Annotated in this window: 17 protein-coding genes; 7 read left to right on the top strand and 10 right to left on the bottom strand. The window is 34.5% G+C overall.

Annotated features, from left to right (window positions below):
• Positions 1 to 13: 13 nt before the first annotated feature.
• Positions 14 to 748 (top strand): 23S rRNA (guanosine(2251)-2'-O)-methyltransferase RlmB, encoded by a 735-nt coding sequence (rlmB, locus tag FNW17_RS03875; RefSeq protein WP_143391061.1) that lies wholly within the window; start codon positions 14 to 16, stop codon positions 746 to 748.
• Positions 749 to 802: 54 nt separating this feature from the next.
• On the opposite strand, the gene FNW17_RS03870 is transcribed toward rlmB, so the two are convergent.
• On the bottom strand, positions 803 to 1,573 hold the full coding sequence (locus FNW17_RS03870; RefSeq protein WP_144070919.1) for a rhomboid family intramembrane serine protease: 771 nt from the start codon (positions 1,571 to 1,573) through the stop codon (positions 803 to 805).
• Positions 1,574 to 1,785: 212 nt separating this feature from the next.
• Between FNW17_RS03870 and FNW17_RS03865 the strand changes: the two genes are divergently transcribed.
• Positions 1,786 to 3,063, top strand: coding sequence for a replication-associated recombination protein A (locus tag FNW17_RS03865; protein ID WP_143391063.1), 1,278 nt, complete (start codon positions 1,786 to 1,788; stop codon positions 3,061 to 3,063).
• 325 nt (positions 3,064 to 3,388) lie between these two features.
• Here the strand turns inward: FNW17_RS03865 and FNW17_RS03860 are convergent, their stop codons facing one another.
• The 5 genes from FNW17_RS03860 to FNW17_RS03840 form a co-directional block, all read right to left on the bottom strand.
• A complete protein-coding gene (locus FNW17_RS03860; protein ID WP_143391064.1) occupies positions 3,389 to 4,222 on the bottom strand; it encodes a hypothetical protein in 834 nt (277 codons plus the stop codon).
• A gap of 99 nt (positions 4,223 to 4,321) precedes the next feature.
• Positions 4,322 to 5,008: a YjjG family noncanonical pyrimidine nucleotidase gene (locus tag FNW17_RS03855; RefSeq protein ID WP_144070918.1), complete on the bottom strand. Its 687-nt coding sequence runs from the start codon at positions 5,006 to 5,008 to the stop codon at positions 4,322 to 4,324.
• 12 nt (positions 5,009 to 5,020) lie between these two features.
• Complete coding sequence (gene radC / locus FNW17_RS03850; RefSeq protein ID WP_143391066.1) at positions 5,021 to 5,713, bottom strand: RadC family protein; 693 nt, start codon at positions 5,711 to 5,713, stop codon at positions 5,021 to 5,023.
• 57 nt (positions 5,714 to 5,770) lie between these two features.
• Positions 5,771 to 7,129 carry a UDP-N-acetylmuramate--L-alanine ligase gene (locus FNW17_RS03845; protein WP_144070917.1) on the bottom strand — a complete coding sequence of 453 codons (1,359 nt, stop codon included), beginning with the start codon at positions 7,127 to 7,129 and terminating at the stop codon, positions 5,771 to 5,773.
• A gap of 4 nt (positions 7,130 to 7,133) precedes the next feature.
• A complete protein-coding gene (locus FNW17_RS03840) occupies positions 7,134 to 7,796 on the bottom strand; it encodes a tetratricopeptide repeat protein (protein WP_144070916.1) in 663 nt (220 codons plus the stop codon).
• A gap of 241 nt (positions 7,797 to 8,037) precedes the next feature.
• On the opposite strand from FNW17_RS03840, the gene FNW17_RS03835 reads away from it, so the two are divergent.
• Together FNW17_RS03835 and FNW17_RS03830 are read left to right on the top strand one after the other, a co-directional pair.
• Positions 8,038 to 8,856, top strand: a complete 819-nt coding sequence (locus FNW17_RS03835; RefSeq protein WP_144070915.1) for a UDP-2,3-diacylglucosamine diphosphatase — start codon at positions 8,038 to 8,040, stop codon at positions 8,854 to 8,856.
• Positions 8,857 to 8,900: 44 nt separating this feature from the next.
• Positions 8,901 to 9,890 carry a glycosyltransferase family protein gene (locus FNW17_RS03830; protein ID WP_144070914.1) on the top strand — a complete coding sequence of 330 codons (990 nt, stop codon included), beginning with the start codon at positions 8,901 to 8,903 and terminating at the stop codon, positions 9,888 to 9,890.
• A 53-nt stretch (positions 9,891 to 9,943) separates the two neighbouring features.
• On the opposite strand, the gene obgE is transcribed toward FNW17_RS03830, so the two are convergent.
• The 4 genes from obgE to hpt all read right to left on the bottom strand — a co-directional run bounded on the left by obgE (position 9,944) and on the right by hpt (position 13,521).
• Positions 9,944 to 10,945, bottom strand: a complete 1,002-nt coding sequence (gene obgE / locus FNW17_RS03825; protein ID WP_144070913.1) for a GTPase ObgE — start codon at positions 10,943 to 10,945, stop codon at positions 9,944 to 9,946.
• Between the two features lie 90 nt (positions 10,946 to 11,035).
• Positions 11,036 to 12,310 carry a hemolysin family protein gene (locus FNW17_RS03820; protein ID WP_144070912.1) on the bottom strand — a complete coding sequence of 425 codons (1,275 nt, stop codon included), beginning with the start codon at positions 12,308 to 12,310 and terminating at the stop codon, positions 11,036 to 11,038.
• Positions 12,311 to 12,381: 71 nt separating this feature from the next.
• Entirely contained in the window at positions 12,382 to 12,954 is a 573-nt protein-coding gene (locus tag FNW17_RS03815) for an adenylate kinase (RefSeq protein WP_144070911.1), read from the bottom strand.
• A gap of 33 nt (positions 12,955 to 12,987) precedes the next feature.
• A complete protein-coding gene (gene hpt / locus FNW17_RS03810; RefSeq protein ID WP_143391074.1) occupies positions 12,988 to 13,521 on the bottom strand; it encodes a hypoxanthine phosphoribosyltransferase in 534 nt (177 codons plus the stop codon).
• 92 nt (positions 13,522 to 13,613) lie between these two features.
• On the opposite strand from hpt, the gene FNW17_RS03805 reads away from it, so the two are divergent.
• From FNW17_RS03805 to FNW17_RS03795, 3 genes are read left to right on the top strand one after another with little or no spacing between them, the layout of a single operon-like run.
• Positions 13,614 to 14,168: a hypothetical protein gene (locus tag FNW17_RS03805; protein ID WP_143391075.1), complete on the top strand. Its 555-nt coding sequence runs from the start codon at positions 13,614 to 13,616 to the stop codon at positions 14,166 to 14,168.
• 34 nt (positions 14,169 to 14,202) lie between these two features.
• The gene (locus FNW17_RS03800; protein ID WP_143391076.1) at positions 14,203 to 14,451 is read left to right on the top strand and encodes a DUF6364 family protein; all 249 of its coding nucleotides are present in this window, start codon (positions 14,203 to 14,205) and stop codon (positions 14,449 to 14,451) included.
• Positions 14,441 to 14,869 (top strand): type II toxin-antitoxin system VapC family toxin, encoded by a 429-nt coding sequence (locus FNW17_RS03795; RefSeq protein WP_144070910.1) that lies wholly within the window; start codon positions 14,441 to 14,443, stop codon positions 14,867 to 14,869. Before FNW17_RS03800 ends, FNW17_RS03795 begins: the two co-directional genes overlap by 11 nt.
• Positions 14,870 to 14,878 lie beyond the last annotated feature (9 nt).

Genomic DNA, 14,878 nt, shown 5'->3' with positions numbered 1-14,878 from the left:
CTATCTTTGTACCATGGAAAAAGAACATTTAATATTTGGAATTAGAGCCATTGTTGAGGCAATTCAAGCAGGAAAAGAAGTCGATAAAGTATTTATACAAAAAGAAATTTCAGGCGAATTGATGAAAGATTTGATGAAAGTTATGAAACGAGCCAACGTGAATTTCTCTTATGTTCCAGTTGAAAAATTAAATCGTTTAACACCCAATAATCATCAAGGTGCTGTGGCATCAATTTCTCCTATAGGCTTTATTGACTTAGAGCACTTAGTAGAAGCTACTGTTGAATCAGGAAAAGTACCTTTGTTTTTAATTTTAGATCAAATATCAGATGCTCGTAATTTTGGCGCCATTATCAGAACTGCCGAATGCACAGGTGTAAACGGAATCATTGTTCAAAAAGCAGGATCAGCTCCCGTAAATGGTGACACCGTAAAAACTTCGGCAGGTGCTGTGTTCAATGTGCCCATTTGCAAAGTAGAACACATCAAAGATGCTATTTTTTACTTGCAAGGTTCAGGAATTAAAACTGTTGCCGCCACTGAAAAAACGGACCAAAATATTTATGACATCGATTTAAAAGAAGGCGTTGCTATCATTATGGGCTCTGAAGATAGAGGGATCAATCCATCAGTTCTTAAAATTGTAGACGAAAAAGCTAAATTACCAATGTTCGGAACAATAGGTTCGCTGAATGTCTCCGTAGCTTGTGGTGCTTTTTTATATGAAGCCGTTAGACAGAGAAGTTAGAGAATACAGATCTCAGATTGCAGGTTGCAGATTTTACAAATATTAGAAAATGAATCAAGGCTCCGGTTTTGATTCATTTTTTTCGTTTTCAACAATTGTGTAATCAACAGACAAATTTGAAGAATAATAAGATGGAAATTCTTCTTCTGGCTCAATGATTGGAAGATTAACAAAATTGCCGTTTTCATCAAATCGTTGCATAAACTTATCCTCCATCGGATCAAAATCAGGATGCTCCCAATTGTATTTAATAATCTTTTTATATTCTGGCGTTTTGTAAAATAACGAAAGTGCAAAACCTGTTATCAATCCCGCCAAATGACCTTCCCAAGAAATTTGCTCGTCCACTTTTGGAAAAATATACCAAACCAAGCCTCCATAAACCATAACCACTGTCAAAGACAAAGCAACCAAACGATAATACTTGGTTTGAATTCCTTTAAAAAAAATAAAACTGACAAAAACATAAATCAAACTGCTGGCGCCAATGTGATAATTATCTCTGCCAATTATCCAAGTAATAATTCCAGAAAATACAATCCCAAATCCAACAACAGCATAAGTTTGTTTTGAATAAAAATATTTCAAAGCGGCCAACAAAATCAATAATGGAATTGAATTATTGTATAAATGTTGCAAATCAGAATGAATAAAAGAACTAAAAAAAACTCCCTGCAATCCTGATACTGTTCTAGGATAAATTCCATATTCGAAAAAATCAAAATCAAATTTGATTTGCAGCCAATACACAAACCACAAGAACCACACAAAAAAAAGTGGTAATGCAATAACGGAATTGGAATATTTGAATTGATTGTCGTTCATCGAAAATTTTAGAGTTTAGAGTTCTGATTTTAGATTTACTCAAAAATGTATCCAAAAGCAATTTAGTGCTATTTTGTCATATTCTAAAAAGAGAATAGAAAACAGACAAAATAAGTTTATCAGAATATCTAAGATTTCTAATTGCAAAATCATAAATTTGAAGGTTCAAAATTTCGATTAAACAACTAACCGATTAAACGAATAACCAAGAAATGGAAGCACCTCTGGCAGAACGTATACGTCCACAAAAATTAGAAGATTACATAAGTCAATTGCATTTGGTTGGCCCAAATGGTTCATTGACACAACAAATCGCGAAAGGAATAATTCCTTCGCTCATTTTTTGGGGACCTCCAGGAACCGGAAAAACAACATTAGCACAAATCATTGCCCAAGAATCGAAACGTCCTTTTTATATTTTGAGTGCTATCAATTCGGGAGTAAAAGACATTCGTGACGTTATCGAAAAAGCCAAACAAAGTGGCGGGCTTTTCACTACCAAAAACCCAATTCTATTTATAGACGAGATTCATCGTTTCAGTAAATCGCAACAAGATTCCCTATTGGCTGCGGTCGAAAAAGGCTGGATAACCCTAATTGGTGCGACTACTGAAAACCCGAGTTTTGAGGTAATTCCCGCTTTATTATCTCGTTGTCAAGTATATATTTTAAATGCGTTTACCAAAGACGATTTAGAAACTTTATTGCACCGCGCTTTGAAAACGGACAAATTTTTGGCAACAAAAAACATAAAACTAACCGAAACAGAAGCGCTATTGCGACTTTCCGGCGGCGATGGACGCAAACTATTGAATATTTTCGAATTGGTCGTAAACGCTTCGGATGAAGACGAAATTGAAATCACAAACGACCGAGTTTTTGAATTAGTGCAACAAAATACGGTTTTGTATGACAAAAGTGGAGAACAGCATTACGATATTGTATCGGCTTTTATAAAATCGATTCGAGGTAGTGATCCCAACGGTGCGGTGTATTGGCTGGCTCGAATGATTGAAGGTGGCGAAGATGTAAAATTTATCGCCAGGCGAATGTTGATTTTATCCAGTGAAGACATAGGAAATGCCAATCCAACGGCTTTTATTATGGCCAATAATACTTTTCAGGCTGTTGCCATAATTGGTTATCCCGAAAGCAGAATTATTTTGAGCCAATGTGCTGTTTACTTGGCGACTTCACCCAAAAGTAATGCTTCCTATTTAGCAATTGGAACGGCACAACAATTGGTCAAACAAACGGGCGATTTGCCTGTTCCTATTCATTTGCGAAACGCTCCAACCAAGTTGATGAAAGAATTGGGTTATGGCCAAGAGTATAAATATTCACACGATTATGCCAATAATTTTGCTGAACAGGAATTTCTGCCTGATGCTGTAAAAGAAACAGTTCTTTATAATCCCGGAAACAATTCGAGAGAAAATTCAACCAGAGAATTTTTAAAAAACCGTTGGAAAGATAAATATGGGTATTAAATCAGGTAGCAGGTAGCACAATGTCATTAAGTTAAGCTTTATTTGTCATTCTGACGAAGGAAGAATCTCAACAAACGTGAGCAACTAACACGAGATTCCTCCTTCGTCAGAATGACAAAATCATCGACAAAACCCCTTAACTTAATGACATTGAGCAGGTAGCAGGTAGCAGGTAGCAGGCAGCAGGTAGCAGGTAGCAGGTAGCAGGTAGCAGGTAGCAGGTAGCAGGTAGCAAAAAAAAACGAAAACGTCTTAAGAAATCAAGACGTTTTCGTTTTTTCTACATAGATGTTTAACAATCTTAATCTGAAATCTGAAATCTGAACTAAAACTTAACGTCTATTTTTTCGGAAACTAATTTATCATTTTGATAATATTCAAAAAACCACTGATTATCTTTAGAAACTAAAGCACCTTGAATATCCCCTTTTTTAGCCATAAAACTGGCTGGATTTGAAGTTTTATAAACTTTCATAACTACTTTCGGTTCGCTGTCAATCAGTTGATAACCGTAAGAAGTGGGTTGTGCATATAGTAAATCTGAACTATTAATTTCGGAAGATTTAGTTTCACTTTTAGATGTTGATGCTGCTATAACTGGAACAGCTACTGATGATGATGCTGCTGGAATTACGGCTACTGCTGGAACTGAAGGGGCAGGAACTACAACTGAAGGTGCTGTTACAACAGGAAGAGATTGAGCAGTAATACGAGCTTTTGGGGCAAAGTTAGTATTTCCGTTATAGGTATAATTCAAGGCATAAACATTATTAAATGCATTGTTTAAAGCTTCAGAATAGGCAGCTTCAAACTCTTTCTCTCTGCTTTTTCCTGTGGCAGATTGAAAAACTATTGTACCATAACAGTCTTTAAATGTTACATAAAGTTTCGTAACCAAGAAACCACTATCTTTTACTAAATCAAGATACAAAAGACTACAACGATCTGTAATTTCTGCCGGAATGGTTTCTGTAGCATAAAAAGCTTGAAAACCAGCTTTTTGCAAATTAATTTTAGTAAGTGTTTGAAGTCGATACTGATTTTCTGTTTTTTGAAGTTCATATCGCATTGGAATAACTACCGCTATATAATCATTGACCGTTTGCGAAAAACCGTAGCTCGCCATAAATAACATCAGGAATAGGATTCTTGTTTTCATATTTGTAAATTTTAATTTTTCAGTGGTCAAATATGGTATCGCCTTTTAATTATTGGTGTTTGCTTTGACAAACTTGCGTTTAGGGGCGATTTCATAATTTTATAAATATTTTTTTAATTCTAATAAATGGTTCACTTGCTTTATATTTTCTTTTACGAATGTATTATTTTCATTGAACAAAATAGCATCCAATCCAGCATCCAAAGCTCCTTGAACATCGGCTTCAATACAATCTCCAATCATAATACTGTTTTCTTTTGTAGTTTTTGCTAAATTTAAAGCATAGTCAAAAATAAGGGAATTTGGCTTTTTAACTCCCGCCATTTCTGAATTGGTGATACTTTTAAAATAATGTGTAATATACGAATTGTTCAATTTGTTTTCTTGAATTTCAGCAAAACCATTCGTGATTATATGCAAATTATAATTTGGCTTCAAATAATCCAATATTTCAATCGTCCCTTCGAATAAGTGGTTGAATTTTGGTAAAAAATGAATGTATTCAACCGACAATAATTCAACTAAATCATCTGAAACTGCGTATTCTACCAAGTCAAAAGTATCTTTCAATCTGCCATAACGCAATTCTTTTTGGGAAATTTCATCTTTACGGTATCTTTCCCAATATTCTCGGTTTATGGGTACATAAAAATGGAGGAATTTACTCATATCCAATTCTAATTTCTGCATTTTAAAAACGGTTTCAAAGGCCAATGCCGAGTTTTTTTCGAAATCCCAAAGTGTGTGATCCAAATCAAAAAAGACGTCTGTAATATTGTTGTTCATTGTGTTTATTTCTTAAAAAATTCCTTCGTCATTAAAACTGTAAAATCCATTTTCGGTAATAATAAGATGATCCAAAACCTGAATGTCCATATTTTGTCCAGCAGCTTTTAGTTTTCGTGTGATTTGCTTGTCGGCATCGCTAGGAGTCAAAGTTCCCGAAGGATGGTTGTGACACAAAATTAATGCAGTTGCACTCAATTCGAGTGCGGTTTTAAAAACCAATCGAACGTCGACCATCGTTCCGGTGATTCCGCCCTTGCCCTGCTGCGATTTCGAAAGCACTTTGTTCGAATTGTTCAAATACAAAACCCAAAATTCTTCGTGCGGGAGTTCGCCAATGATGGGTTGCATCAACTCAAAAATCATTTTGCTGGAGGTAATTTTCTTCAATTCGACCGCATCTTCTGCCCTTCTTCGTCTTCCCAATTCCATTGCAGCCATAATCGAAATGGCTTTGGCCTCCCCAATTCCCTTGAAATTCATCAATTGCGAAAGCGTTAATTTTCCCAACGCATTCAAATTGTTATCGACACTTGCCAAAATCCTTTTACTCAATCCCACCGCCGATTCGTTCCGGCTTCCAGAACCTATCAAAATGGCAATCAACTCCGCATCGCTCAAAGCACTTTTGCCTTTCAGCATCAGTTTTTCGCGTGGTTTATCGTCTTCGGACCAATTCGTTATGGGGAAATTAGTTTGTTCCATATTTTAGTTTGCAGTTTGCAAATTTCAGGTAGTTGCTAAACTGCCATCTGAAACCTGCTATTTGATTACTAATTCTTTTACCTCATCAAAATTCAATCCGCCATAATTTCCGGAACTCATCAATAACAAAGCGGAGTTATCGAAATTGAGACTGAAAAGATAGTCTTTAAAATCTTTTGGATTCGTATAAATAATCAAATCTTCTCTGTTGAAGGCTTTGGCTATTTGCTCATAAGTCACTTCTTCCAATTGCTTAATTTTTACTGCATCTGGCGAATAAAAAACTACAGCAACATCGGCATGTTCCAATGCACCTTCGTATTCTTTTAGGAATTCGGCATTCAAACTGCTGTAAGTGTGCAATTCCAAACAAGCTACTAAAGTTCTATTTGGATATTGTTCTTTTACGGCTTTTGTGGTTGCTGCTACTTTGCTTGGCGAATGGGCGAAATCTTTGTAAGCAACTTTCCCTTTTCCTTCTGCAATTTTCTCCAAACGTTTGGATGCTCCTTTGAAACTGGCAATCGCTTCATAAAAATCGGCTTCGTCAACGCCCATATTCTGGCAAATCCATTTGGCTCCAGCCAAATTATTCAAGTTATGCTCTCCAAAAACCTCGATTGGCATTGCTCCTTCTGGGGTTTCTAACAGTGTAACACCGTCTTTCACTTCGTATTTTGGAGTGGAGTAAGGCATTTTTCGAATTGGATTCAAAGCTGCTTCGGCAACACGTTTTACTTCTGAATCTTCTTCGTTATACACCAAGATTCCGCCATTGGTGATTTTGGCGATAAAAGTTTCAAACTGTTCTACATAGAAATCATAGGTTGGAAAAACATTAATATGATCCCAAGCGATTCCGGAAATCAAGGCAATATTGGGCTGATACAAATGAAATTTAGGTCTTCGGTCTATTGGCGAAGACAAATATTCGTCGCCTTCGAGAACGATAAAATCATTATCTTCGGTAAGATGAACCATCGTTTCAAAACCTTCCAATTGTGCTCCCACCATATAATCCACTTCGATATTATGATAATGCATTACGTGCAAAATCATCGAAGTTATGGTCGTTTTTCCGTGAGAACCACCAATAACCACGCGGGTTTTGTTTTTGGATTGTTCGTATAAAAATTCTGGATAGGAATAAATTTTCAATCCCAATTCCTGAGCTTTTAGCAATTCGGGATTATCGGCTTTGGCGTGCATTCCAAGAATTATAGCTTCAATATTTGTTGTAATTTTTTCAGGAAACCAACCCATTTCAGCAGGTAAAATTCCTTTTTTGGTCAAACGCGTTTTCGATGGTTCAAAAATAGCATCGTCACTTCCCGTAACTTGATATCCTTTGTTGTGTAAAGCTAAAGCCAAGTTGTGCATTGCACTTCCACCAATGGCAATAAAATGAGTTCTCATATTTCTAATTCTTTTTTACAGATTTTTTCATCTTGTTTTTATACAAATTGTCCAACATTTGTCCGCCAACTTTTGTACTTCCTGAAGCAATTGCTTTTTTATATTGTTGTTCTGCAGCAGTGAATCTTTTAAAATGTTCGTCGATTTGACCTCTTGATAAATAACCATCAACTGGTGACAATTTAAGCAATTCATTCGAATATTTAATCGCTTTTGTTTCACTACCACCAACAATTCCAGGCAATTGAATGTATATCATAACCAAAGCCCAACGCGCTTCGATATGTTTTGGATTCAGTTCAATCGCTTTTTCGAAGGATTCTTTCACTTCACCAATCATCCCAAGAGCTTTGAATTTATTGGATTCTTTAGCTTTCATTCCAAGTACACCACCGTATTTGAAATAATAATTGGCTTCGGATGGTTTCAATTGTTTCAGCTTTTGGTAGTAAACAATGGCTTTATCCCAAGATTTTTGATGACCCGCAATGTCTCCTAAATATTCTAAGGTTTTTAAATGCGAAGGATTCTCTTTTAAAAAACTTTCAAAAATAGGTTGCGCTTGATCGTATTTTCTGGCTTCAAATAATTTTTCGGCTTTGCTATAATCGGATTGTGACCAAATTAGGAGTGGAAATAACAAAAGGAAAGTTAAAAATTTTTTCATCGTTCAAAAATAAGGAAATTTACAAAAGGACCGTGAAATATTTTTGGATAATAAACAAACTCAACCTTAATACTAAAGAAACATTCACCTAACATTGTCCACTTACTTTCGTAAAAACTTTTTATGAAATGAGCACTACCTTAAATTGTTCGCCAACACCTATAATAATGCGTGACTCGAGCTTCTGCGAACAGGCAAAGCAATTACATATGACCGATAAAAAAGCCATAAATATCATCATATGAAACAAAAGCGAAAAATACCCTTAGTGGTTTTAAGTGATGTTCACCTTGGAACTTATGGTTGTCACGCCAAAGAATTACTACACTATTTAAAATCCATTAACCCAAAAACCTTAGTTTTAAACGGTGACATTATTGATATGTGGAGTTTCAGCAAACGTTATTTTCCAGCATCACATATGGAGGTGTTGCGCTATATCATTAAAATGTCAAATTCAGGAACTCGTGTGGTTTACATAACTGGAAATCACGACGAAGCATTAAGAAAATACTCGGATTTTATTTTAGGAAATCTAGAGTTGGTTGATAAATTAATCTTGGATTTAGACGGAAAGAAAACCTGGATTTTTCACGGAGATGTCTTCGATTCGTCTACAAAAGGGTATGCAAAAATTCTAGCCAAATTGGGTGGAAAAGGATATGATTTATTGATTTTGATTAACAGTCTTGTCAATTGGATTTTAGTTTCATTGGGAAGAGAAAAGAGAAGTTTTTCGAAAGCCATAAAAAACAGTGTAAAAAAAGCAGTTGCCTTTGTATCCAATTTTGAAACTACTGCAGCCGAAATTGCTATCGAAAAAAACTACAGTTATGTCGTTTGTGGTCACATTCATATGCCTCAAAAGAAAATAGTTAAAACAAAACAAGGAAAAGTGATGTATCTAAACAGTGGCGATTGGGTCGAAAACCTTACCGCATTGGAATACAAAAAAGAGAAGTGGAAAATTTATTACTATAAAAAATCAGACTATGTACTGCAAGAAATTAAAGAAGACATAGAAATCAATGATATTGTTGCCAAAATTTTATCTAATTAATCAAATCTTTTTTTAGTATATCACTTCTGAAATAATCTAAATCAATGAAAATATTTTACGCTATACAAGCCACAGGTAACGGCCACATCAGCAGAGCGACTCAATTGTATCCTTATTTGCAAAAATTTGGGGAAGTAGATTTCTTTTTGAGTGGAAATAATGCCAGTTTGAATGTTGACTTGCCTATAAAATTCAAAAGTGAAGGTTGTAGTTTGCATTATAGCAAATGTGGCGGTTTGAACTATTGGGATATTGCCAAGAATATTCAACCCCTTACAATGTATAAAGACGCAAAATCATTGCCTTTAAAAAACTATGATGTGGTCATCAACGATTTTGATTCTATTACATCACTTGCTTGCAAAATGCAAAAAGCTCAATCAGTGCAGTTTGGTCATCAAGCCAGTTTTGTTTCAGAAAACACACCAAGACCAGAAAAAAGAAGCATTATGGGCGAAATGATTCTCAAACATTATGCATCTTCACCCAAACATATTGGGCTTCATTTTGAAAAATACGATTCCTTTATTCATTCTCCAATTATCAAGGATGAAATTGTACAAGCTGAACCCAAAGATCTAAAACACATCACGGTTTATTTACCTTCCTTTCAAAAAGATTGTTTGGAAAAAGCGTTTAATAAACTTTCGGATGTTGAATTTCATTGGTTTTTGAATGATATTCAATCAGAACAAACCGTTGGAAACATCACTTATTTCCCTGTCAATCAAAAACTATTTAACGAAAGTTTGATTCATTGCCACGGGATTATTACCGGTGGTGGATTTGAAACTCCAGCCGAAGCACTATTTCTTGAAAAAAAAATATTAAGCATCCCAATTCGGAATCATTACGAACAAGAATGTAATGCTGCAGCTTTAAAAAAAATGGGCGTTCCTGTAGTATATGAAGTGGGTGACAACTTTGATGAAATCATAGAAAATTGGCTAAACTCAATTGTAATTTATCCAAAAATACAAGCCAATAACATCCCAGAAACCTTGCAGTTTTTGTTTGATACTTATAACAAATAAAACAAAAAGGCGCTCTATTTCTAGAACACCTATTTATATAGAATATCGATTTTTTAATCGTTCAACATTTTCCAAAGTTTATCTTTTAACTCTGATAAACCTTGTTGGGCTATAGAGGAAATAAACATATAAGGAATGCCTTTAAATTCTTTGTCTAATTGAATTTTTAATTCCGCTTTGAGTTCATCGTCCAGCATATCGCATTTTGAGATGACCAACAAACGCTCTTTGTCGAGCATTTCGGGATTGTATTTTGTCAATTCGTTGACTAGAATATCATATTCGGCTTTGATGTTTTGTGTATCAACAGGAACTAAAAACAGTAAAGTAGAGTTTCTTTCAATATGACGTAAGAAATAATGTCCAAGACCTTTTCCTTCGGCGGCACCTTCAATAATTCCAGGAATATCGGCAATAACAAAAGATTGAAAATCTCTGTAAGCTACGATTCCAAGATTGGGTTTCAAAGTTGTAAACGGATAATCGGCAATTTTTGGTTTCGCCGAAGTCAAAACAGACAGTAAAGTCGATTTTCCAGCATTAGGAAAACCTACTAAACCTACATCGGCCAACACTTTAAGTTCTAAAATAACGTCCATTTCTATTCCTGGTAAACCGGGCTGAGAATATCTTGGTGTTTGATTTGTAGAGCTTCTAAAGTGCCAGTTTCCTAAACCACCTTTACCACCACGACACAGCACTTGCTTTTCGCCATCTTCGGTAATTTCAAACAAAGTTTCGCCTGTTTCTTTGTCTTTTACCACAGTTCCCAGTGGGACTTCAATGTATTTATCGTCACCATCAGCACCTGTACTTCTATCTCCACTTCCGTCTCCCCCATATCCTGCTTTGATATGACGGGCAAATTTCAAATGGAATAATGTCCAAAGTCCTTTGTTTCCAACAAGAAACACGTGTCCTCCACGACCTCCATCACCTCCATCTGGGCCTCCTTTTTCGATAAATTTTTCTCTATGCAAATGCGTAGATCCTTTTCCCCCTTTTCCGGAAGAAACAAATATTTTTACGTAATCTACAAAATTGCCTTCTGTCATTTTTTTTTGTTTAAAAGTTTAAAAGTTTAAAAGTTTAAAGTTTTGAAGAATATCAACAAACCTTAAACACTTAAACACTTAAACCAAATTTTAACCCTTTAAGGCTTTCACCATCACTTTATCAATCTTCACGCCATCCATATCAATGACTTCCAATTCAAATTTTTGCCAAACCAACTTTTCTCCTTCTTTTGGAATATGAGAAAGTTCAGTCATTATTAATCCGCTAACTGTAGTTACTTCATAATCATTTATTAATTCATCCAACTCAAAATAGGTCAAGAAATCGTGTAACGAATAATGTCCATCAACTAACCACGTTCCGTCTTCTCTCTCAATTAATTGAAAATCATCTTTATTAAAATCAGATGCATCACCAACCAAAGCTTCTAAAATATCATTTAAAGTAATAATACCCTGAAAAACTCCATATTCATCCGAAACCAAAGCATAATGAATTCCTGAGTCTTTAAACTCTTCCAAGGCTTTGTAAGCAGTAGTTTGCTCCATCATAAAAGGCGCATCAGTCATAATTTCTGATAAATTGAAATTATCATTGTCAAAATTTGAAAAAATATTTTTTAAATTGACAATACCCAAAATGTCATCGTGATTTTCTCCACAAACAGGATAAATACTATGCAATTCTTTGAGCATAAAATCCTTTACCTGATTTTTATTGGAGTGTAACGGCAACATCACAACTGATTTTCGATGTGTCATCAAAGAGTTTATTTTTCTATCTCCAATATGAAAAACACGCTCCAAAATATCTTGTTCTATTTCCTGAACCTCGCCACCTTCGGTTCCTTCTTTGATGATAGCCTTAATTTCTTCTTCCGTTACTTTACCGTCGGCTGTAGGTTTAATTTGTAAAACCTTCAATAAAAACTCTGTCGAATGAGTCAATAACCAAATAAATGGGGCTGTTATTATTGAAATAATTTTCATTGGAAAAGCCACTGCTTTAGCAATAGATTCAGGATGATTTAACCCTATTCTTTTAGGCAATAGTTCTCCTAAAACTAAAGAAAAAAAAGTTAAAATCACCACAACGATACCCACACCGATTGTCGTAGCAAATGGTTTTAAAATTTCGAAACTAGCCACAAATTGCTGAACGTCGTGTGTAATTTTATCGCCAGAATAAATACCAGTAAGGATTCCAATAAGTGTTATTCCTATTTGAACCGTCGATAAAAACTTATTGGGCGAATTGGCTAAATCTAGCGCAATTTGTGCATTTTTACTTCCCTTTTTTGCAGCTGTTTCCAAACGGTTTTTTCGTGCCGATATCAACGCAATTTCAGACATTGAGAATACTCCGTTAAGGATAATTAAAAAAAGAATAATTAGAATTTCCATTTATTGTTTAATGCTTGTTGTTGATAGTTATGTTATCGATTTAGAATCGATCAACTATGAACCATAATCTTTTATAAATTATCAATCACTTTGCTTAAACGCTCTGTAATTTCGGTAATTGAACCAATCCCGTTTATAGGATAAAATTTATTTTGTTTTTTGTAATACTCTATCAAAGGAGCCGTTTTTTCGTTGTATTCTTGATAACGATGTTTGATTTTTTCTTCATCTTGATCGTCAGTTCTTCCACTAGTTTTTCCTCTTTCTAGTATGCGATTTATTAGGATTTCGTCATTTGCCTCGAGTGCTATTGTGGCTGTGACTTTCCAATCTTTTTTACTTAAAAAATCATCTAATTCTAATGCTTGAGCCAAGGTTCTTGGAAAACCGTCAAACAAAAATCCTGCTGAATTTAGATTTTTGTTTACAATATCTTCTAACATTTTAATTGTAACGGCATCAGGAACTAAATCTCCTTTGTCCATATACTTTTTGGCCAATTGTCCTAATTCAGTATCATTTTGGATATTATATCGAAAAATATCTCCCGTTGAAAGATGCATCAAATTATATTTTTGTTTTAAAAACTCTGCTTGAGTACCTTTTCCAGCACCTGGTTTTCCAAATAAAACTATGTTAATCATTTTATGTAATTGTGTTGTGGTTATAGAATTTAATTAATTATCTTTCAATTGATAAACTTCAGGCAAATTTCTACCTAAACCATCGTAGTCTAATCCGAATCCAACGATGAATTTGTTAGGAATTCTGATTCCAACATAGTCTATTTTGATGTCGTTTACTAAGGCTTCTGGTTTAAAAAAAAGCGTTGCAACCTTGAAATGCTTCACATTTTGTTGCTTTAATAATTCTTTCAAGGCAACCAAAGTATTTCCAGTATCCACAATATCTTCGATAACTATAACTGTTCGCCCTGTTAAATCTCTATCTAATCCTATCAATTGTTTAACTTCATTTGTTGAAGCGATTCCTTCATAAGAGGCCAATTTAATAAAACTTAGTTCGCAAGGTGATTTATAATGCTTCATAAAATCAGAAACGACCATAAAAGCACCATTCAAAACACCAATAAAAACAGGTGTTTCTTCGGCAAAATCATCCTCAACTAGTGCAGCTATTTTAGCAATAGCAAAGTCTATTTCTTGAGCAGAAATAAACGGAACAAATTGTTTATCGTGGAGTTGTATCACTTTTTTTCTTTTTAAAAATAATTTGCAAAGATAGGGATTTCGAAATTGACAATTGACAATTGATTTGTACTTTTAAATCAAAATTAAAAATAATGAGCACCGATTTCCAAAAAAAAATTGATTCTGTGACTGGATACAAGTCAAATAGACATAAATATGCGAATGAATTGCTTGAAAACCCAGAGCTTTTTCCTGAATTAATTCAACTTTGTTTTCTGACTTCTAACAACAACGCGGCAAAAGCCTGCTGGATTCTGGAACTAATATGTTATGACAAACTGGAATGGCTTCAAGAACATTTGGATTGTTTCTGTACCAACATCAAAAATGCAACCGACAAAAGTGCGATTCGTGCCTTGTCTAAAATCTGTATGTTACTGGCAATTTCTCATTTTAAGAAAAAGGAAATTCAGCTTACCGAAAATCAGTTGCGACAAATTACAGAAAGTTGTTTCGACTGGTTGATAGGCGATGCTAAAGTGGCTTCGAAATGCTATTCTATTCGGACTTTACACTTATTAGGCCATCATTTTGATTGGATTCATCCTGAATTGAAAGTCATTTTAGACAAAGATTACACCAACCATTCTGCTGCCTATAAAGCTGTTGGAAGAGAGATTTTGAAAAAAATTAACAAACAGAAATAATTAATTTACGTACTTTTGTAAAAACTTTACGTATATGAATACTAAACTCACTTTATCGTTAGAAAAAACGGTTATTGAAAATGCCAAATCGTATGCCAAAAAAACCGGTAGAAGTTTGTCTGAATTGGTAGAAAGCTACTTTAAAAATCTTACCGAAAAATCAGAAATTGCAGATGATATTCATCCGAAAGTAAAAAAACTGATCGGTAGGATTACGCTTCCCCCCGATTTTGATGAAGAAAAAGTAAAAGAAGAACATTACAGAGAAAAATATGGATTTTAAACATATTTTCCTTGATACCAATATTTTGGTTGACATCGTTGCTAATAGATTTCCGTTTTCAAAAAACGCAATTTCAATTTTCGACTATTGCCAGCGACATAAAATCACAATGTATTCTTCTTCGCATTCGATAGCCACAATGCATTATATAGCAAAAAGGGTGGTTGATGAAAAAGAATTACGCTCTATCATAGAAGATTTATTAGATACTATTTCGATAATTGCCGTTACGGAGTCTATTTTGAAAAAAAGCCTCAAATCCAGTCACAAAGATTTCGAAGATGCTATTCAAATTACTGCTGCACAATCAATAAACACTATGGATTGCATCATAACTAGAGATTTGAAAGATTTTAAATTTTCAGAAATCAAAGTTTTTACTCCAGATGAATTTTTAACCAAATTAAAAATACAATAAACAATATAG

Origin of the sequence: Flavobacterium franklandianum (assembly GCF_007097365.1) — a bacterium.
GTDB lineage: Bacteria > Bacteroidota > Bacteroidia > Flavobacteriales > Flavobacteriaceae > Flavobacterium > Flavobacterium franklandianum.
This window is presented reverse-complemented; position numbering and strand designations above follow the sequence as displayed.